The organism is Opitutaceae bacterium TAV5 (assembly GCA_000242935.3).
Taxonomy (GTDB): Bacteria; Verrucomicrobiota; Verrucomicrobiia; order Opitutales; family Opitutaceae; genus Geminisphaera.
Genome location: CP007053.1, coordinates 1,060,330 through 1,082,314, shown reverse-complemented (window position 1 = coordinate 1,082,314; position 21,985 = coordinate 1,060,330). Strand labels below are relative to the sequence as shown.

General features: G+C 49.2%; 12 protein-coding genes. 9 read left to right on the top strand and 3 right to left on the bottom strand.

The window, feature by feature from the left end; translation table 11 throughout:
- Positions 1 to 267: 267 nt before the first annotated feature.
- Positions 268 to 2,040 carry a creatinine amidohydrolase gene (locus OPIT5_05130; protein AHF89701.1) on the bottom strand — a complete coding sequence of 591 codons (1,773 nt, stop codon included), beginning with the start codon at positions 2,038 to 2,040 and terminating at the stop codon, positions 268 to 270.
- A gap of 447 nt (positions 2,041 to 2,487) precedes the next feature.
- Here OPIT5_05130 and OPIT5_05125 point away from each other — a divergent pair, with 447 nt between their 5' ends.
- The 7 genes from OPIT5_05125 to OPIT5_05095 all read left to right on the top strand — a co-directional run bounded on the left by OPIT5_05125 (position 2,488) and on the right by OPIT5_05095 (position 10,534).
- A complete protein-coding gene (locus OPIT5_05125; GenBank protein AHF89700.1) occupies positions 2,488 to 3,822 on the top strand; it encodes a hypothetical protein in 1,335 nt (444 codons plus the stop codon).
- Positions 3,823 to 4,087: 265 nt separating this feature from the next.
- Entirely contained in the window at positions 4,088 to 4,645 is a 558-nt protein-coding gene (locus tag OPIT5_05120; protein AHF89699.1) for a transcriptional regulator, read from the top strand.
- A 300-nt stretch (positions 4,646 to 4,945) separates the two neighbouring features.
- Positions 4,946 to 5,878 (top strand): NAD-dependent dehydratase, encoded by a 933-nt coding sequence (locus OPIT5_05115; protein AHF89698.1) that lies wholly within the window; start codon positions 4,946 to 4,948, stop codon positions 5,876 to 5,878.
- A 987-nt stretch (positions 5,879 to 6,865) separates the two neighbouring features.
- Positions 6,866 to 7,303, top strand: a complete 438-nt coding sequence (locus tag OPIT5_05110; protein ID AHF94098.1) for a hypothetical protein — start codon at positions 6,866 to 6,868, stop codon at positions 7,301 to 7,303.
- A 257-nt stretch (positions 7,304 to 7,560) separates the two neighbouring features.
- Complete coding sequence (locus tag OPIT5_05105) at positions 7,561 to 8,937, top strand: UDP-glucose 6-dehydrogenase (GenBank protein AHF89697.1); 1,377 nt, start codon at positions 7,561 to 7,563, stop codon at positions 8,935 to 8,937.
- 617 nt (positions 8,938 to 9,554) lie between these two features.
- Positions 9,555 to 9,857 (top strand): hypothetical protein, encoded by a 303-nt coding sequence (locus tag OPIT5_05100; protein AHF89696.1) that lies wholly within the window; start codon positions 9,555 to 9,557, stop codon positions 9,855 to 9,857.
- Entirely contained in the window at positions 9,854 to 10,534 is a 681-nt protein-coding gene (locus OPIT5_05095; GenBank protein AHF89695.1) for a hypothetical protein, read from the top strand. The genes OPIT5_05100 and OPIT5_05095 overlap by 4 nt, the downstream gene beginning before the upstream one ends.
- A gap of 4,949 nt (positions 10,535 to 15,483) precedes the next feature.
- Here the strand turns inward: OPIT5_05095 and OPIT5_05090 are convergent.
- Positions 15,484 to 15,633 (bottom strand): hypothetical protein, encoded by a 150-nt coding sequence (locus OPIT5_05090; GenBank protein AHF94097.1) that lies wholly within the window; start codon positions 15,631 to 15,633, stop codon positions 15,484 to 15,486.
- Positions 15,634 to 16,663: 1,030 nt separating this feature from the next.
- Positions 16,664 to 16,792, bottom strand: a complete 129-nt coding sequence (locus tag OPIT5_05085) for a hypothetical protein (protein ID AHF94096.1) — start codon at positions 16,790 to 16,792, stop codon at positions 16,664 to 16,666.
- 3,428 nt (positions 16,793 to 20,220) lie between these two features.
- On the opposite strand from OPIT5_05085, the gene OPIT5_05075 reads away from it, so the two are divergent.
- Positions 20,221 to 20,535 carry a hypothetical protein gene (locus OPIT5_05075; GenBank protein AHF94095.1) on the top strand — a complete coding sequence of 105 codons (315 nt, stop codon included), beginning with the start codon at positions 20,221 to 20,223 and terminating at the stop codon, positions 20,533 to 20,535.
- A gap of 851 nt (positions 20,536 to 21,386) precedes the next feature.
- The gene (locus OPIT5_05070) at positions 21,387 to 21,518 is read left to right on the top strand and encodes a hypothetical protein (protein ID AHF94094.1); all 132 of its coding nucleotides are present in this window, start codon (positions 21,387 to 21,389) and stop codon (positions 21,516 to 21,518) included.
- Positions 21,519 to 21,985 lie beyond the last annotated feature (467 nt).

Below are 21,985 nucleotides of genomic sequence, written 5' to 3'. Positions count from 1 at the left end.
ATGCGGCGAGGTTGTCCAGGGATTGGTGCGGAGGACGCCGATTCCCTTTCAGCGACAAGGACCTGGACCGGTGTCCCTGTGGGTTTTGATTTCAGGAGTTTCCGGGAAACCGGTTTTTACCGCGTCCCGATGCGTTCAGACGTTAACCACGGATTGCACGGATCGACACGGATTTAGGACATCCGTGCCCATCTGTGCAATCCGTGGTTGAAAAACCAGGTCGTCCATTTCTGGAAAGTCTAAAATCAAGCGGCGATTGGTATCAGGTCATCCTGCCAGCAGGTTGCGGATAGCGGCGGCGAGGCCTTCGGCAGCGGCGGCGAGCCAGCGGGCGCCTTTTTCGGCGGTGGCGCGGGTGGCGTCCCCCATGACGCCGGTCGGGGAAATATCTTCCGTGGTCCAGGCAAAGGTGAGCGACGCGCCTTCGGGCCGGAGCGTGCCGGGATCGTCGAGCTGCGCAGGCCAGGCGCAGAGGGCGCGATCCATGCGGACGAGGTCGGGCGCGATGGCCAGCATGAGCGAGGTTTCCCACTCGCCGGCGTGGAAACCGAAGGTGGCTTCCTGCGCGGAGAGTTCGGCGGGTTTGTACCCGTGTGTGAGCATGCCGGCGCGCAGGCCGGGAAGCGCGGGGTCGGTCTGCAACTCGCGCAACGTGTACGTGAGGACGGCGCTGTTGCCGCCGTGGGTGTTGAGGAGGGCGAGCGTGCGGAAGCCGAGCCAGTGAAGCTGCGCGGCCTGGGCGCGGAGGAGGGCGCGGAAGGTGCGGGTGCTGTGTGTGAGCGTGCCGGCGAACGAGCGGTGTTCGGTGCTTTTGCCGACGAGGAGCGGCGGCGCGACGTAGACGGCGGGAGAAGGGGCGGAAGAACGCGAAGGGGAGGACGCGGAAGGAAACAGGTGGCCGAGCGCGCGGGCGAGGAGTGCCTGGCCGATGAGCGCATCGGTGCCGACCGGCAGGTGCGGGCCGTGCTGCTCGATGGCGCCGGTGGGCAGGATGACGACGGCGCGTGCCCGGTCGGCGGCCGGGATGGCTTCGAGCTCGTCGCGGGTGAGGGACGGGAGGAAGCGGGGGAAAGGGGAGGTTGCCGCTGGAAGTTTGAAATGCGCAGGGATGGCGGAGCCGGAGAGGGAAGAGGAGGCGAGAGAGGGGGAGGGCGAGGGCGCGAGGCATTCGGCGAGAAATGACGCGAGGCGGGAGGCTGCGCTGGCGAAAAGGCCGTCGGCATCCGCGCCGGGGAGAGCATCGGTGGGGAGCGGGGGGGGCTGGCGAAAACAGCCGGGGCGGAAGGTGGCGTCGCGCACATCGCCGGTGCGGGTGACCGGTGCGGGCGGGGTGTGCCGGAGGGCACTGGCAAGGGCTTGCGCGGCGGCGCGGTCGGCGGCGGGAGCGGCGGGGTGAAAGTCGAGCCCGAGAGCGGAGAGATGGAGCCGGTAAACGCGGAGACCGGTTTCGATGCGGATGTCGAGCGCAGCGGCGTTGAGCCATTCGCGATGCCAGGGACTGGTTGAAAAGAGCAGGAGTTTTTCAAGACCGGCGCGGCGAACGCCGTCGGCCAGTTCGAGGACGGCGTCGCGGGCGGTGTCGGGATCGATGCCGAAAAAAGAAGACGGGTAGGGCGCAGGGCCGAAACGGAAAGGAGGGAGGACGAGGACGGACGCCGCGAAGGCGGTGGCGCTTCGCGCCGGTTCAGGGTTTGGAGTTGGGGGTTTCGGGTTGTTGGCAGGCGCGGCATACCCTGAACCGTGTACCGAGGCCGCAGGCCGACAGTCTGACACGCTGAACGCTGAACCCTGAACCCTGAACCGTGAACCCTGAACTCCCGCCGCCGCAGCGGCGGCGGAGGCGAGGAGCGGGGCGGCGACGAGTTCTTCGGCATCGAGAGGCAGGCCAAGCCCGTGATCGGCATAACCATGGACGGGGAGAATGGCGACCGTGCCGGGTCGCGCAGCGATGTCGGCAAAACCGGTCGTGGGCAGGTGAGCCCAGGCGAGAGCGGAGCCGGAAGAATCGTCGGTGTGGCGGGACAGCCGGGTGGTGGCCATGCCGGGCACGATGGCGGCTGGCGGGAGCGGGGCAAGGCTGCGGGCAAGGAGGCCGTGAGGCCGCAGAGGTGAGCGGGAAGCATCGGCATCGGAGGGTGACGCTGCGCGTGGTCGCGCGGGCGGGGCAAAGTGTAAGTGTAAAAGGAAGTGGTGAATGCCGGATTGGCAGATTGGCAGTAAAAGTGGCATGGGCTTCCAGCCCATGATTCCGGGGAGGTGCGGGCATCCCTGCCCGCGCCTCCCGCGCCACTTCTGCCGGGAGGCAACGCACACGGGCAGGGATGCCCGTGCCACGCCGGGAGGCAACGTTCATGGGCAGGGATGCCCATGCCACTCTCGCTTCCGATTACACTTGGCGGGACGTGGCCGGCATTTTTGGGGGTGCAATGCCGCCGGAAACGGATCATTTTTGCAGATATGTTGCGTTGGCTTGCCCTGAGTTCACTGATGCTGGCGGGATCCGCTCCCGGGAGAGCGGCGGAGGCCGCGGGTGACGCGTTGAAAAAACCGTATGCAGTCATGAGCACCTTCCGCGCGGGGTTGCCGGCGGAGAAACGAAACACCTGGGATTCGTTGCCGCTGGCGGAGCGACAGCGGCTGGCGGCGCCGGTGCTGGCGGAGATCTTGCAGGAAGCGGAGCGCGGCGAGGTGGCGCGGACGCCGGCGCCGGATGGCGAAGAGCCGGGCATGCTGGCGATTGATGCAGGCAACCGGATGGGCGCAGTCAGGATGTTGCTGGATGCAGCGATGCCATCGCCCGTCAGGGAGGGCGCGACAGCGGTTGCGACCGTGCCGCCGGATGTGGCGTTGTCGGCCGCGTTGCGTATCGGCGAGCAGGCGATGCCGGATGATCCGCTGGTTTTTCCGATTCTGGCGCGAGCGGCGTCGCACGGGATCGTTGCGGCGCATGTGGCCGGGCAGGGGGGAACACTTTCGGCGGAGCAGGCGAAACGGATCGCCGCCAGGGTGGACGGGCTACGCCCATGGCCGGAGGCCGATGGCGCCCTTTTTCGCCGGGAGATGCGGTTTGGCCTGGAGATGATGCGGAGCCGGCTGCGAAAGCTGACGACAGACGGCGAGAAAACGCCGGAGTGGATGTCGCGGCTGCGGGTGTCGTCACTGGGCTATTATTCGGCGGACGAGTTTTTTGTCGGGTTCGAGGACATGGTCAACGGGGAGGCGTTTATCGTGAGCAGCCGGCGCGGTCCGGTGAGGGGGATCCGTATTCTTGCGGTGAATACGGAAGGGGGAACCGCGCAGATCGCCCGGGGCGACGAGGTGGCGACAGTGAAGGTGAAATCGCGCGAGCTGGTTTATGCGGGACGGATGCTGACGAAGGCGGAGCTGGCGCAGTTTCGCCACGTGGCGGGGGACGACGAGGCTTTGCTGAATCCGGTCGCGCTGGCCGCCGCCCTGGACGAACTCGAGGAGAGGTCGGAGGACTTGATCGGCCGTTTCGAACGCGGGGAGCCGCCGGATCCGGAGGACGGGAACCGGCGGACCTTCGGGGTGATCGACCGGGAGACCATGCGCAGCGTCGACGCGGCGATCCGGTATGCGGGCGCCCGGCAGCAGATCTTGCGGGCGATGCTGGAGTTGCGGGCGACGTCGCGCGATCCGGCGAGCGCGGAAACGGCCGCATGGTTGAAGGAAAACTACGGGATCACGGCCGCCGCCTCGAAGGAGGACGGCGCCGTCATCCTCTCGCTGCCCGATCCGGTGCCGGAGGATGTACCGGGGTGGCACCGGTGGAAACCGGAGATGGTGCTGCAATGGAATTGAGGTGGCACGGGCATCCCTGCCCGTGGACGGCGCGAAGCGCCGCCTTCCGGAACACGGGCTGGAAGCCCGTGCCACTTCATGGCCAGGATGGCCATGCCACCCGGACTCCCCGTGTCAATCAGTGGAATCTGTGGTCCAGCCGGCACCTGATTTTTGCTCCGGCAATCCGGAGTCCCGTCTCATCTGGTCGATTCATTCCAGAATTTTGCAAGAGGGTGTTCATTTTGAATTGAACTCAATGAAGTAGTAAGCTCAGCTTAACGACGTGATTCCTGTTTCTCACCATTCCGCCGAATTGACCGCCGAGGAGGCGGGGGCGGATGACGCGGATGCGGGGAAGGGAGCCGTCCTCGGGGTGCATGAGCAGGAGATCGTGGCGATTTTTGTGCAGTTGACCCAGGCGCTGGGGGCGCCCCGGTCGCTGGGGGAGATTTACGGGTTGCTGTTTGCCTCGCCGGTGCCGCTTTCGGCGCAGGACATCACCGGGCGGCTGAAGATCAGCAAGGGCTCGGTGAGCCAGGGGCTCCGTTTTTTGCGCACATGGGGGGCGATCAAGCCGGTGGTGATCATGGGGGACCGGCGGGAGTTTTTTGAACCGGTGGTCGAATTGCGCCAACTGGTGAGCGGATTTATCCGCGAGCGGATCCAGCCGGAGCTGGAGACATGGAAGGCCCGCGCCGATGCGCTGGGCAATTCGGATTTTGCCGGCATGGCGCCGGACGAGGCACAGCGGGAGATCATGGAGAATCGTGTGTCCAAGTTACAGACTTGGCCGAAGCGTGCCATGACCGTCCTGCCCATCGTCGCTCGCTTGCTGGGTTGACATTTTTCATGCGGCTTTCACCGCGAACCAGTTTATTTTTTTCAGGTTACGCCCCGGGGACGTGACGGGGCGAAGCTCGGTCGAAAACCGAACTGAGCCCAGCCGGGGCGACGAAGCGCGGCAGCGCGTACGAAGCACGAGAGAGCGAAGATGGCGCACCCGGAGGGTGCGGCCTGGAGCGCAGCGGAAGGCCAGACCGGACCGGGTGCCCTCCGGGCGACCAAAGTCGCAAGCTCGCTGGAGTTCCGAACTGACGAAACACTCTCGTTCTGGTTCAGTTTTTCCCTCACAAGCTTCCCCATGCGTATCCTGATCACCGGCGGGGCCGGATTTCTCGGCTCCCATCTTTGCGACCGTCTTCTTGCCGAAGGGCACGAGGTCATTTGCCTCGATAATTTTTTTACCGGACGTAAAACCAACATCGTCCACCTCCTCAACAATCCTGCGTTCGAGCTCGTCCGGCACGATGTCATCGATCCCTTCAAGTTCGAGGTGGACCAGATCTATAATCTGGCCTGTCCTGCATCTCCTCCTCACTACCAGTACAACGCGATCAAGACCATCAAGACCTCGGTCATGGGCGCGATCAACTGCCTCGGCCTCGCCAAGCGCATCCGTGCCCGGGTGTTTCAGGCCAGCACGAGTGAAGTTTATGGAGACCCGGCGGTGCATCCCCAGCCGGAGAGTTACTGGGGCAACGTCAACCCCATCGGCATCCGGTCCTGTTACGACGAAGGCAAACGCTGTGCAGAGACGCTGTTTATGGATTACCACCGGCAAAACGGCACCGATATCCGCATTGCTCGCATCTTTAACACCTATGGTCCCCGCATGCACCCCAGCGATGGCCGGGTCGTTTCCAACTTCATCGTTCAAGCCCTCAAGGGAGAGGATATCACTATCTATGGAGATGGGAACCAGACCCGTTCCTTTTGCTATGTGAATGACTTGATCGAGGGTTTTGTCCGTCTGATGAATCAGGATACGCTGACGGGCCCGGTCAATCTCGGCAACCCCGGCGAGTTCACGATGCTGCAACTGGCCGAGCTCACGCTCAAGCTGGTCGGAGGAAAATCGAAGATCGTCCACCAGCCGCTTCCCCAGGACGACCCGAAACAGCGGAAACCGGACATCACCCTGGCGCAGCAACACCTGAAGTGGGAGCCAACCATTGCGCTCGAAGACGGGCTGGCGCGCACGATCCAACACTTCCGGGAGACATTGAAGAACTGAAGTTTTTGACCACTAATCCACGCTGATCTTCGCTAATTCCCGAGCACCCGCTTTTGAGTCATGGATCACAATTCCCGGTCATCATTAGAGCGGTTCAAATAAAACTGTAGTCGTTTTTTAACCACGGATTTCGCGGATTATCACGGATTCAAACCATGCCTTGCCGCTTCCTTCTTATTCGTGTGCATCCGTGATATCCGTGGTTCTGTTTTCAGGATCCTGTACGGCTACAATTTTTAAAAAAATGCTTTAGCGTCAATTAGCGTTCATTAGCGGTTAAAAACGTATTTTCCAGATCCTCATTCCCATGTTATCCGTTGCTAATACAGCGGGAAGTGTTCCGCATATATCACCGCTGCTGCGAAAAGTAGGGCTGCTGGGTTTCCCGACACCAGACGCACTGCTTTGCCTTGCGGTAAAACGCGGCTGCTCCCATTACGCACCGGCGGATTATGACGGATCGGCGGTCATGGATCCGGGAACAGACGTGTTGAGTAACGAAGAACTGGCGATAGCCCTGCTTTCTGGCGCCCAGGAATATCATCCGCAAAGGATCCGGTGTGCGGCGCAGTTGCTGGGGGCTCCGGAAATGGACCGAAGCCGTCTGGTGCGTCTGGCGCTGATGGAGCGGGCCACCCCCGTACTGCGCTATATCGCGGACCAGGCAGCTATTTATGATACCGGGCGCAGGGATTTTTGGGAAAGGCTCATTGCCGCTCTTCCGGTTGCCGCGCGGGGGCGGCCAGGTGTATGGCCCCACCCGAGCCGGTTTGTTTCCGCACCCGGAAGATTGCGAGGAGGAGTCGTCGCTCGTCCCGTATGGCTACGGCCCGGGCGCATGCGGCATGCCGCAAGATGAAAAGCAATCCACTCCATATTCTTCGGACGCTGGATGACTATCTTGTCCATCCGTTCAGCTTGTATATCTACGGACGGTCGGCGTTGGCGCTGGGTTTCCCGGATGCACCGGCAGGCTATCATGCAACGATGGATGTCGATGCGATTCTGCCCGCCGGGGATATTCTGGCCATCGATGCCAATGAGGATTTCTGGCAGGCGCAGGCCAAAACAAATGAAACCCTCGACAGTGCGGGTCTGTATTTCACGCATCTTTTTGAAGACAGGCAGGTCATTCTGACATCGGATTGGCTGAAAAAGGTGGTTATACTGGAAATCTCCGGACTGAAACATCTGCGCTTATGGCGACCATCGACTGAAGACCTGATATTGACTAAAATGATGCGGATTGATCCGCAGGATCGCGAGGATATAGAATTTCTTTTGAGGCAGAAGGATTGTTCGGTCGCTGTATTGCATGAATCGCTGGATCAGGCGCAAATACCACCCGTTACAGAAATCGAAGATGCCTTTGTCGCGAACAGGGAGTGGCTGCTCACTTGCATAGAAAAAATCGGGAATAACTGAAGGTCTGTTGAACCGCTAATCCACGCTAATCTTCGCTAATAAACCAGGCAGTGATTCTACACAAAGATCGCCAAGGGCGCGAAGAAGATAATCGGCACTCCTTCGCGTTCTTTGCGACCTTTGTGTAAACGATCGGGATTGAGACGACTTCTCCTTTCATCATTAGCGTCAATTAGCGTTTTTTAGCGGTTAACTCCCTCCGGATTTCCCATTCCCAACTACAAATTCCCAACTTCCAACTACCAACTTCAAATCCAATGACCATCTGCTGTATCGGTGCCGGTTATGTCGGGGGGCCTACCATGGCCATGATTGCGCTCAAGGCGCATGATATCACTGTCAACGTGGTTGACATGAATGCCTCCCGCATCGCGGCGTGGAATTCGGACAACCTCCCGGTGTACGAACCCGGCCTCGACGAGATCGTCAAGGAACGGCGTGGCAAGAATCTGTTTTTTTCGACCGATATCCACGCTTCTATCGCCAAGGCTGATATCATCTTTGTTTCGGTCAACACGCCGACCAAGACCTATGGCGTCGGCGCCGGCCGTGCCGCCGATCTGCGTTATATCGAATCCGTCGCCCGGACCATCGCAGAGGCCGCCACCACCCCCAAAATCATTGTCGAAAAATCGACCATTCCGGTGCGCACGGCCGAGACCATCCAGGCCATCCTCAAGGCCAATGGCAACGGGTCCAGCCACCAGGTGCTCTCCAATCCCGAATTTCTTGCCGAGGGCACAGCCGTCGCGGATCTGCAAAATCCCGATCGCGTCCTGATCGGCGGCGAACGCACGCCGGAAGGCCAGCAGGCGGTGGAAACGCTGGTCAGCGTCTATGCCCGCTGGGTGCCGCGCGAGCGGATTATCACGACCAATCTCTGGTCCTCCGAGCTCTCCAAGCTGGTAGCCAATGCCTTCCTTGCCCAGCGCATCTCCTCGATCAATGCCATTTCCGCTCTCTGCGAGGCGACCGGGGCCAATGTGGATGAAGTGGCGCATGCCATCGGTAGGGATAGCCGCATCGGCCCTAAGTTCCTGAAAGCCTCGGTCGGTTTCGGCGGCTCCTGTTTTCAGAAAGACATCCTCAATCTCGTCTATCTCTGTGAATACTTCGGGCTGCCTGAAGTCGCCAGCTATTGGGACCAGGTGATCAAAATCAACGAATTCCAGAAACACCGCTTCGCGGCAAAGATTGTCCGCACGCTTTTCAACACGGTGGCCGGCAAAAAAATAGCGGTGCTCGGCTTTGCCTTCAAGAAAGACACCAACGACACGCGCGAATCGCCGGCGATCAGCGTGGTGCGCGACCTGCTGGAAGAGCAGGCCAACGTGGTGGTTTATGATCCCAAGGTTCCGGCGGAAAAAATCCGCATCGATGTCCTCGGATCGCCGGAAACCGGAGATCGGAAACCGGAGGCTAGCCGTCTGAGCGTTGCCAGCTCGGCCTATGAAGCGTCTGCTGGCGCGCACGCGGTGGCGATCCTGACCGAGTGGGACGAATTCAAGACGCTCGATTTCGGGAAAATCCATGCCAGCATGCAAAAACCCGCCTTCCTGTTCGACGGCCGCAATATCGTTGACCTGGAGAAACTGGAGAAGATCGGCTTCCGGGCGTATGGGTTGGGGAAGTGAACTGGCAGGTCAGCATAAACCCGAATGATGATATTACACAAAGAGCGCGAAGGACGTGAAGAAGGCGCCGATCAAGAACGTACTGAATGACTACACCGCAGAGAATGGGAGTGGGCGCAGAGGTCAAAATTCATCATCGGTCAAAAATCACCCTGTATTTCTGGAAATTCATTTTTGAACAGAAGAAAACAAAGGTAACGAAGGTAAAAACGAAGAGGACTCTGAACAAAAGTTATTTATTATAAGAAAGTTTAGCAGGAATGAATGGTAAGCGGCCTTGGTTGTTCTCCGTTCTCTTCGTTGCCTTCTGTTCAATTTCCAGAAGTCCCCTTATGATTTGCGGAAGTGAGCCGGCAGGTCAGCATAAACCCGGATGATGATTTTACACAAAGATCGCGAAGGGCGCGAAGATTCCGGGCGCTTATAAGCGCCACGCAATGTTTCATCGGCGTGAAGGTTTTTGCGCTCTTTTGCGGCTGAGAAAATTTAACCGCGAATAGACGCGTACCGAGCGAAGCGACAGCCTGCCATGAACGCGAATAAAACCCGATGGCTCCGCCATCCCTGCCTTTATTAGCGTCAATTAGCGTTCATTAGCGGTTAAATCCGGATTTCGTATGGATAGTTCCAGACAGTCTATCGAATTGAAGCGCCTGGCCCGGCGTTATATCTGGTGGGAAACGCCGGAGAGGGCGCTGGAATCGCCCGAGCGGGTGATCGCCCAAACGATGACACTCGGCACCCTGTCCGATCTCGACTGTCTGGTGCGCCTCGTGACTCCCCGGACTCTCCGGCATACCCTCGAGGTGGCCATGCCGGGCTGGTTCGATGCCAAAGCCTGGGCCTTCTGGCATTACCGACTGGGATTGACTGACCCGGGTGAAAATCCCCCTCCCTTGCCCGTCAGGAAAACAGCATGACGATATTTGCGCCTCATTTTTCCATTCTGCCTCCCGCCCAGCAGATGATCTGGCCCCGCCTGGAACCTTTGTCGGTAACGCCTTGGGTGCTTTATGGAGGCACGGCAATCGCGCTGCGCCTGGGTCATCGTGTTTCCGTCGATTTTGATTTTTTCTCACATACACCGCTGGATAAAAAGGAACTATACAGGATACTTCCCTGGCTGGAAACGGGAGATGTCCTTCAGGAGCAGGGTCATACCCTGACTCTGTCGCTTCCGGTCGGTGATGATTATGTAAAACTTTCGTTTTTCGGCTCCATCGATTTCGGCCGTGTCGGCGAACCGGAACAGGCCGGAGCCAAGGATGCTCCCGCCGTTGCTTCGCTGGATGATCTGTTGGCACTCAAGCTGGCGACTATTTCCAGCAGGGTAGAAATCAAGGACTACCGTGATATTGCCGCGATGTTAATGGCGGGAAAAGATCTCGCCACCGGTTTGGCCGGAGCCGGCGCGTTGTATAAACAGCAATTTTCACCAGCCGTGGCCTTGAGGAGTCTCGTCTGGTTTGAGGATATTCCCGATCTGGAAAAAGAAGTCCGGGATATTCTGGTGGAGGCTGCGCGCCGGTGCCCGCTGCAATTGCCTCCGGTAAACCGCATAAGCAACCGTTTGACCGCCAGTCCCGATGCTGTTTAGGGAACTCCTGAAAATTCATTTTCACCGTGAAGGACGTGAAGAAGGCGCCGATCGAGATCGTACTGAATGACGACACCGCAGAGAATGGGAGTGGGCGCAGAGGTCAAAATTCATCATCGGTCAAAAATCACCCTGTATTTCTAGAAATTCATTTTTGAACAGAAGAAAACAAAGGTAACGAAGGTAAAAACGAAGAGGACTCTGAACAAAAGTTATTTATTATAAGAAAGTTTAGCAGGAATGAATGGTAAGCGGCCTTGGTTGTTCTCCGTTCTCTTCGTTGCCTTCTGTTCAATTTTCAGAAGTCCCCTTATGATTTGCGGAAGTGAGCCGGCAGGTCAGCATAAACCCGAATGATGATTTTACACAAAGATCGCGAAGGGCGCGAAGATTCCGGGCGCTTATAAGCGCCACGCAATGTTTCATCGGCGTGAAGGTTTTTGCGCTCTTTTGCGGCTGAGAAAATTTAACCGCGAATAGACGCGTACCGAGCGAAGCGACAGCCTGCCATGGACGCGAATATCAAACCGTATGAATCCGGAAAACTTGCAAGATATGATAAGCGTATTCTGGATGAACGACTCAAACGCTACAGAACCGGACAAAGCGAACCAATCCCTCATGCAGAAATGATGCGACGACTTCGGAGGAAATGAAAAGCAAGCCAATCTTTGAACTCCCTGAAGTTGTCTGTTGCCGATATCGAAAAATGTGACATGATCACTGAAAGCATGAATACAACCAAACCCAAACCATTACCCAAAAAACGCAGGTCACGTCCAACAAAGCCGGTTAGCCAATCCAAGGTCGAACATTTGCTTCCTCAATGGGTGATAGGTTCGTATGATGGACCATCCGATGGTCGTCTGTCTCTTCGTAAAGGTTATTCGGAATGAGCAAGCGGCCATTGATTGATACAGGAGTTCTGGTTGCCTTGCTGGATGCTTGCGATATGTATCATCGGTGGAGCAAGCAAGTTGCCGCTCGGCATCCCAATGGTTTTACGACGTGTGAAGCGGTGGTATCCGAGTTGTTCTACCACGTGCGGGCAAGCGAGCGTGCCAAACATGCTCTATTCTCGCAATGATCGAAACCGACTGGCTGAATGTTATGCCTGTCCTGCCTGTATTTCGTGTTGATGTAGCCCATATCATTGAGAAATATCATCCGCATGCAGATTATGCGGACGCTTGTCTGGTTGCCATGCATGAATATATGGATGCAACGATCTGGACGATAGATCGTCGGGATTTTTCCCTCTATCGAACCCGGACCGGCAAAGCCTTGGCGACATGTTTCCCTGATCGACTTGGTCCTGGCGACTAATCACTAGCCTCTGGAATGTCTTGGCATGCTCTTCATGTTTATCGGCTTGTGGCTACGAATAAGGCGAGTTCAGGACGCTCGATTTCGGGAAAATCCATGCCGGCATGCAAAAACCCGCCTTTCTGTTCGACGGCCGCAATATTCTCGATATCGGAGACTTGGAAAACTCGGTTTCCAAGTCTAGGTATGGGGAAACAATAACGATATTTGGACACTTTTGATTTTGAAAGTATACTAATAGTGTTGTTTTATTGTTAATTATATAATATAAGGTTCGAATATGCTGAAGAAAGTAATATTTGTTTCTCTTGTTGTAGTTCTGGTTAGTGGAATAGGGCTACAATATTGGGGCCAAGCAAGGAAAAGGAAAGACTTGTCAATTCCTGATCTTGAAACGTTGTTGCCTAAAGAAATTCCGGGATGGGTTATCGAAGATCGTCCAGTAGCAGATTCTCCGGAAATGCTTAAGACCGTCGAAAAGGTTTTGAGTTATGATTCTGCGATATTTCGCATATATCGTAAGCAGAACTTGGAGATTAGTATATATGCCGCATATTGGCTTCCTTCAAAGGTTCCTATTAATCAGGTAGATGCACATACACCCGATGTATGCTGGGTAGTCAATGGCTGGAAAATGGAAAAGCGGCCTCCGTTGGAAGATATTAGGACAAAATATGGAGTGTTATCTATACCGAATGTTCGTAATTTTAATGTATCGGGCCATACATTGTCGGTTCTTTATTGGCATGCCGTTGGATCGAAAATTAGAATAAACAATAGTATTTCGGAAGCTGAGTTAGGAGTAGTGCAGCGAGCCAGAAAACGTATGGCTCAGTTTTATAATATAATAATTGAACCCCCGGGGGAGCAATTTTTCATAAGAATTTCTTCCAACCAAAATATTACGGAAGATCTTTCATTACCTCCCGTTGAAGCATGCTTGGATTTGGTGGGAGCGATCGTAAATGGTAATGGATTCTCTATGTAACTACATGTAAGTGACAATGGTTTAGGAATGACACTATTCATAAATGATTCCCAAGATAATACATCATACGGCTAAAGACGTGAATATCCCTCTTCTGTGGAAGGAGTATCAAATGAAATGCAAATCATTACATCCTGATTGCGAGTATAGGCTGTGGACAGATGAGGATAATTTGATATTGATCAGAACGCAATTTCCTGAGATGCTTAGCTTTTATCAAGCTCTTCCTTATCCTATAATGCGTGCTGATGTCATTCGCTATCTATATATGTATGTTTTTGGTGGAATATACATGGATATGGATTATGAAATGATACGGCCATTTGATCTATGGGACTATGAATGTATCCTGCCTTATAATAGGAATATAAGATCGGGCGATGAGTATGATGGGATTGGTAACTGCATATTTGCTTCCCGGCCTAAGCATCCATTCTGGCTTTATTTAGTGAGGACTATTGAAAAAAATCAACCATACGAAAGATCTGTAGATATAGAGGCATCTACAGGACCAGCTTTTATAACAAAACTAAAAGATGAAGTATCACGGCAACAGTGGGATATGTGGAGTATATATATGCCGGAACGAAATATGTTTCATCCTCAAATACCTTATTCAAAAAGGACACGAGATCAATTGTTGAATAATGGAATTACTTATGGGATTCATCATTGCGATGGAACATGGCGGTCTGGTCCTGTTCGTTATAGGTTGAAAAAAATAATCAAGAACATGTTATTGCGAGCAGGAATCAGGAAGTATTGACGCTGTTTGATATATCGGGAAGTTGGCTTGAGGCAATCATGACATCTGCCATAAATAATAATAAGCGTATTATAAAAAACGCATCCCTCCTCTACGTTCGATTAGGTCTTACAATAATAATTGGGTTTATTACAACTCGTAAAATATTACAAGCATTAGGTGTAATTGATTACGGGTTAGTTAATGTCATCGGAGGCGTTGTAACCATGTTCTCATTCCTTTCGGGAACAATGTCGTTGGCATCCTCTCGGTTTTTTAACTTTGAATTAGGACAAGGTAATCAGAAAAAACTTAAACAAATATTTAATCTTACCCAGTTAATCTACATAGGTCTTCTGATTATTTTATTAATATTAGCGGAGACAGTTGGATTATGGCTTGTTAATCATAAAGTTGTTGTTCCAGTGGAGCGAATGGGTGCTGCATTGTGGTTTTTTCATTTTTCAGTTATCGCTTTTCTGTCGAATATGGCGCTTGTTCCATATCAGGCATTGGTACTCGCTCATGAGAACATGAAGGCTTTTGCTTGGATATGTATGGGGGAAAGCATTGCTAAGCTAGGGATTGCCTATCTACTAATTTTTATCACTTCCAATCTTGATCATCTAGTTCTTTATGGAGCATTTTGGTGTTTATTGGCTATTGCTCTATTCTTGGGCTACTATATCATATGCCATTATAACTATCCTGAATCTAAATTTTCATTTTATTGGGATCCAAAGCTTTTTCAAGAGATTCTTTCTTTTTCAAGTTGGAATCTTTTTGGAGCAGTCGCTGGATTATTTAGTAACGTATTGGTCAATCTATTGCTGAATAATTTTTTTGGACCAGCTGTTAATGCAGCTCGCGGAGTGGCGCTCCAGTTATCAACAGCCATCGCCAGTTTTGGACAAAATTTCATGACGGCTGTAAATCCACAAATAATCAAATACTATGCAGCCCATGATATTGAGCAAGTCCATATACTGGCAATGCGTGCCTCGCGTTTAGGTTATTTGTTGATTTTGTTCATTGGGTTGCCGGCTATTTTTGAAATGGAATTTGTTTTGAAAACATGGCTAGGTGTCATTCCAGCACATACAATTTTATTCGCTCAACTAATGATAGTTAGAATATTGATAGAAACATTTTCCTATCCATTATTGACAGTCGCACAGGCCTCCGGTCGTGTCGCTTTGTATCAAGTTGTTGTCGGAGTCACGATTTGGCTGAATCTTCCCCTCTCTTATTATATTCTTAAATTAGGGGCTCCACCTGAGGCCACAGTTCTAATTGCTATATCCTTAGGAATTATATGCCTTATTCTAAGGCTCTTTCTAGTTCATAGGTGTTCAGGATTAGCAATTCATAAATTCTTAAGAAATGTACTAATTCGATCTGGTTTAGTCACTTTAATTGCTCCAATTTTCCCTTATCTGGCAGAATATTTTTTAGAACCAACATGGGAACGTTTTCTGCTAGTATGCGTTCTATGCGTTATTTCAGTAGGTTTATGTAGTCTTTTTGTGGGACTTTCTCATGATGAAAGAAAAGGTATCATTTTAGCTATAAAAGATAAATTGAAGATCTTATGGCCTACATCCGAAGCACCAACTAGGATATGATTTTGTTGTTAATGATGTATAATTGATAACATGGTAACCGTAATATAATATAATTATGAACTGGATAATCCCGATGGCCGGAAAAGGTACACGAACAAGTGAGCTTGGAATGTTCAAGCCCTTTATTAGAGTAAATGGTTTTACAATACTAGAGTGGCTCTTGCTCTCCTTAAGCGTTTATATAGATGAGGAGAGCAGGTTTGTGTTTGTTACGACGAAGGCGTTTCAAGAGGAGTTTTCCGTTAGGGAAAAAATTTGTAATTCGCTACAACGCTGTGGGCTGTATGCGCACTTTGACGTAGTTGAGGTAGATCAAACCCCTCAAGGTCCAGCTAAATCTGTTTATCTCGGTGCTCAAATGTTGAAAGGCCAAGCAGGGCCTGTTACTATCGTAAATGTCGATCAATATATTCATTTTGAATTAGGGCCTAATAGCGGGCAAGATAGTGGTTTTCTCCCCGTATATGCTGAATTTTCCAATAAAGCAAGTTATGTTGAAGTACGAGAAAAGAAAATCCTTCGAGTAGTTGAAAAGAATAATATCTCAAATATTGCAAGTGCTGGAGTTTACGGAGTGTCATCAGTTGATTTGTTGATTTATATGCTTGATGCCTTATTCCGGTCAGAAGAAACGGTAAATGGAGAATATTATGTAGGTCCTGCATATAACTTTCTAATCAAAGACGGCATTAGTATTTATCCAACAAGTGTGTTAGCAAAATTTGACTTGGGTAATTTATCTGGAATCTCCCTCTTCAAGCGTCGCTTAATGTTTAACAGCAACTTACTTACGACTCCTGTGTATTCCGTTTTTTAATATGAGCAATTTTTTTATTACAATGTCAGGTGGTACCACTCAAGTCATTAATGCGACTTTGGTTGGTGTTTTGAATAATATACGTAAATATTTTCCCCACTCTAGGATTTATGCTGGCTTTCCTGGAATATTAGGCGCGTTGAGTGACAATTATGTTGATATCTCTAGCCTTAACATAGCAGAACTCCGCAAGCTCTACCGTACCCCTGCATCAGGGTTTATCGGTACAACTAGAGTAAAGATTCTTGGTGAAAATGAATACGCCTATCTTGATAAACTATTTAAACGGTTGAATGTCAGCTTCTTCCTGAATATAGGTGGAAGCGGAACAATAAAACAGACACTTGCTGTCCATCAGCATTTACAGAAATCTGTAGTTGTCGCAGCATTACCGAAAACCGTTGATAATGATTTTGGTGATAAGAAATTTGATGATGTCTATTTTACACCAGGATTCCCTAGTTGTGCTAATTATTGGCGCCATAAGACACATGTCATGAATTTGGAAGGTCTGGGCTCTTATTCGCACGATGCAGTCTTAATCGCTCAGACCTTTGGCAGGAAGACTGGCTTTATTGCCGGTTGTGCGCGTCTAGCTGATCCCGATCGTAAGCTCCCACTGATGATATTATTGCCCGAGGATCAGAGGCCTACAGATGAGGTTGTGGCTCATATAAGACAAATGGTTGAAGCCCGAAAACGGGTCATAGTTGTAATGACAGAAGGTTATGAGGTATTTGATTATGAGAAAAAACATGATCCATCTGGTCAAGTTATGTATGGATCGAGTAGAAATACCAGTGCACAACTACTTGTGAATGTATGCATGGATCATGATATATCGGCAAGAGCATTTATTCCCGGTTTCGACCAACGAAGCGAAATGCGATTTACTTCCACAATTGATTTGGAGGCTGCCGCAGGCGTTGGTGCTTATGCAATAAGAATGATAGCTGAAGGGCATGGACAATTTTTTGCCAGCATCTGTAGAAATGAAAATGGATTAAACGGTATAGGATTTCGAATGATAGAGTTGGCGGGAATCAAAGACTATGGGAGAGAAATGTCACCAGGGTGGATTCGATATGGCTCTTATGATGTCACCGATTCTTATGTGGAATATGTAGAGCCATTGATAGGGATTGGGCAGGTTCCCGTTCCAAATAATGATTACGCTGAATACTTTTCCTATCCATCTGGTTTATGAAGACAAAATCGGCAATTCTATTAATTGCATACGATCGTCCTGATCATTTTTCTAAAGTACTAAATGCTCTGCGGGAAGAAAGCGTGTCTTCCTTTTATTGTTTTGTTGATCATCCTGTTACATCAAATGAGAAATTAAATATTCGAAATAAAGATGTTATACGTCTAGCGGAAGCAGTGAATTGGGCCAATGTTAAGCTCATTATTCGAAAAGAAAATATGGGGCTTGCTAGAAACTTAACTGATGCTGTTTCGACTGTTCTTAATAATCATGATTCAGTTATAGTATTGGAGGATGATTGTGTTCCTCGGCGAGGCTTTATCAGTTATATGAACTATATGATTGAAGCATATGGGACCGATAGGCGTGTTCGTTCAATTTGCGGTTATCTTCTTCCTGTACTACATCATAAGATATTTCAAAGTCATATATTTTTAACTCGTTTTTGTCCATGGGGTTGGGCTACTTGGGCTGATAGATGGAAGGACTTTATCCTTCCGTTGGGAAACGCATTGGCTGCATTGCCCTCTTTTGCTGCAAAAATAGAAAGTGTGGGAGAAGATGTTAAAGATTATTGTTCTGATGAATATTTCTTAGATCCGAAAGCTGAGATTTGGAGTTTGAGCTGGATAATCACACACTTAAGGGATGCTTCCTTGTGTATTTATCCATCATGTAGTTTAATTAATAATATAGGGTTTGATGGCTCGGGAGTTCATTCTTCGGTTACTTCCGCCTTCGATCTGGCAACCCTGTCAGAGTCAGATGATCTCCGAAATAGTAATTGGCAGCATTTATCGCCGTATTGTGATGTTGTTTTGAATCAAGACGCATTAGATTATATGAATAAGTTCTCCACGCATTCTATGAGATTGCGAATGCGAAATAAATAGAATTTGAAAAATGGTGAAAACGATCAAAATTGCTATTTTCATCTCCGGTCCGAAGCGATTTACTCCGCTAGTAATACAGCGCATGAGAAGTATCGCTTCTGAATTTAATCCGGAATTTTTCGTACATTTATGGACTGATGAAAGTGGTCCTAAAGCACGGACGGGTTTTTCTTTTGATGAAAATAAACTTCTAGAAGAACCGGACGTTCGTTGTCTCATTCTACATCGTCCTTATTCTGGAGATGCGTATAAGGATTCACTCGGTAGTCACACTAACTCAGGTTCTCCTATCTTTGCAACAATGGGTATGTTTTTAGGTATCAACCAATTATGTTATATTCTCGGAACACTCCCAAATCAAGATGAATACACTCATGTCTTGAGGATAAGAAGTGATTGCGCATTGCTTGATCCACAAATGTTTAATAATGTTGATTTTGCCTCGGATCATCTATATTTCTCTTTTAATCCTTTCATACCTAAAGAGTGGTTGTCGGATCATTTATGTCTTGCTAAACGTGAGCATTTTCTCCGATTCTGGCAATTTTCGGATATACATCAAATATATGATTTTTATGTGAAGGCGCGCCGTAATCCAGAAAAGATGTTGTCATTACTGAAGGCTGAAAGATTTTCTTCTAAAACGAAGGTGATAAATTTTTTTTACCGATTCAGAGATTATCAGATTATTTATACATCACCTAAGGAAAATGAACCTGATTGGGTTAATAAGGCCATTATTGCTAGACAATATCGGGATATCTTTCTTGAACCGGAAAAGCTTTTCAGAAGTGAAGAAATCGAGAAATATTATCAAGGCCTCAGGCAGGATGCGCCAGATCCGCTATCCGGGATGAGGTATTTTAAAAGGATAGTCTTGCGATATCTGAAGTTTGCTAAAAAATAATCTTCTATATGGATGCTCATCAAAAGAACCTACTTATATCACTTCTCTTGGCATTATTCTTCTTGGGAGTAGGTGTAGGATGGCTTTTTTATTCTAGAAATCTTCTTCTAAAAAAGACAGGAGGTGCGGGCCTTTTGATTGCGTTGTCAATAACTCTAATAATACTTGGAACTCCAGTTGCATGGCAACTGTCGCTGCTTCCTTCTTGGAATGACTTGGAATATCCGATACTTTCAGGGATTGGTGGCGGGGCATATGGACTAGATTATACGTTATATAATAAAACTAATTTATTTTATTTTATCCATTGGTTGACTTTTGCCTTACTTACTACCTTCTTGCTTAATTTGTATAGTCCAATTACTGAGAGCAATCGAAAAGATATTCTACAATCTCTTAAGTTGCTCTTAAGGAAAAATATGTTTATTGAGTATGGAATCTTAGGTGCTATTATATTTTTCGTATGTTTTTTCTTTACCGCCTTGGGATGGAACCGCTTTTGGTATAGTCCAATGGGGAGGTTTGAAGGTGCGACATCTCCGGGAGGACTATCTTATTTATTAGCTGGCATAAAATTTTTGCCATTTTTAATGTTACTTCTAGGTGTTGCGGCGGCTTTCGCTTTAGCATTGGGCACCCGTCCATACATTACAGGTATTGCCATATGCATTTCTGTTCTTCCGTTTATTGTAATGGCTTCTAGAGGATTATCCATCATATTACTGTGTGGATATGTAGCGGTGTTATTTAGGCAAAAAAAGATAGGGCGGATCATTGGGATTATTATCGCACCCTTTGCGCTGGGATATTTCTTGTTAATTCCGTTGCGATTACGATCACTAGATTTTACTGGTTGTGCTGCTTATATTGAGGCAAATCTAGTGCTTGTTAATGAGGTTTTTGGTCAAAAAAAGTTTAGTTTTGTTGTCGCAAATGTTTTAAGTAATTTAAGCTTAGGTTTTCCGATTGTTGCTGAGGTTTTGTCGATGGGCGAGTCGAAGAATATTCTAAATGGAGTTCCTTCTCAATATCTTTGGTTATCCTTTTCTCCAACAATTAGTGCAATCGACGGGTTTTCTCGTAACTGGGTTATGTTTAATCCTAGAATAAATCGATATACTCCTTATAATACATTAGCTGAGTTATATGGTATAGGCTTATTTTTTTCCGTTATATTTATGTCGCTGCTGTACAGTCTTATGTTAGGACTTGCTAGAAGTTTGGCTCGCATGGGTAGCCTTGGCTATATCGCGTCATTTGTAATCGCAGCCTCAGTGTTCCTTAGCTTATTTCAGATGCAACAATATCAGATAAGAACTTTTATGCGAGTTATTTATTTGGCGATGGTTTTTTATATGGCTTTTGCGATTCTCTATAAGACCGGTTTTTTAAATTTATTGGAGAGATCTTCTCAATTATACGGTAAAAGAAAGGCATACACTATGCCTCTTGCTTCGACTAAGCAACGCAAGGTGACGAATGCATCGAAATAGGGGTAGCGTTATGGATGGAAGAGTATTACAAACTTGTGTTCCTGATTATCGAGTGGAATTTTTTGAATTGCTCTGCCAGAATGGAGTGTGCTGTAAGGTATATTCCGGGGATTCATATTATGATTCGAGTATAAGGACGGCTTCAGAAGTCGGCAGTTGGCATGTTTTGGTGTCAAATCGCTTTCTTTTTAAGCGTTGTCTCTTGTGGCAATATCTCCCCTATGGGCTTTATATAGATAGATATGCCGTTATCGCGGAACTTAATCCAAGAAGCATTAGTACTTGGTTATTGGTTCTTTGTCGTGCAATATTAAGGCGCCCAATGATATTATGGGGACATGCTTGGGCACGTGCTGGCCGTTGGAGTATGTCTAGGGAGATACGTTTATTGCTATGGCGGTTATGTGATGCAAAGATTGTTTATACATGTCAGCAGGTTGGCGAATTGAGGGAAATCTTACGTGGGCCTATTTTCCCTGCTCGAAATGCGCTTTATTCGGAAACGATGGTAAAACGCAGGGAAATAAAAGATCGTAGCCATTTTATTTACGTTGGGAGACTGGTGTCGGAAAAAAAACCTCAACTTCTATTAAGAGGATTTGCATTGCTGATAAAGGAGAATAGTGCTCTACATTTAGATTTTGTGGGTGGAGGTCCAGAACGTATGAAGTTGGAACAATTGTCGAAGGAGATGGGAATATATGAAAGGGTAAGCTTTCATGGACAGATAGCAGATATTAAACGTTTGGAATATTTATATGATAATGCAATAGCAGCAGTATCCCCTGGATATGTAGGGCTTTCGGCAACTCAGGCATTCTTCTTTGGGGTACCCATGTTAATTGCTAAAGATGAGCCGCATTCTCCAGAAATTGAAGCTTGTCGTGATGAATTTAATACTATTTTCTTTCAAGGAGATGAAAAATCGCTTGCTCAATGTTTACGCAATGCATGGCATCGCCGGATGGAATGGGCTCTCATGAGCGACAAGATTCAAGATGATGTTGTAATGAAATATTCAATTGAGAAGATGGTGGAAAGTTTCTCGGAGTCCATCAGATGTTCCACTGTTGATAGGGAAATTGATCTTTGTGTATAGTTATTTTTATAATGAAGCATCTACATTTCGTTCAATCTATTGAACCATTACAAGGGGGGGGGCTAGGAAGGGCGGCCTTTGAGTTGAGCAGTATGATGAATGTTGAAGAACAGTCATATCTGGTAACGACACAAAAAGGAAGGACACTAAGAGAATTAGACCATACCATTTATCAGCGAAATGGCCCGATGAGGGCATTTTATTCGAACGAATTATATCATGATTCTCCATCTTTAATAAAGAATTATGAAATTATTCACGGTCATGGATTTTATGTCGCTCCTAATTGGATATTCGGGAGAGAGGCAAGGCGCCAATCTAAGCCGCTAGTTTATCATGTACATGGAATTT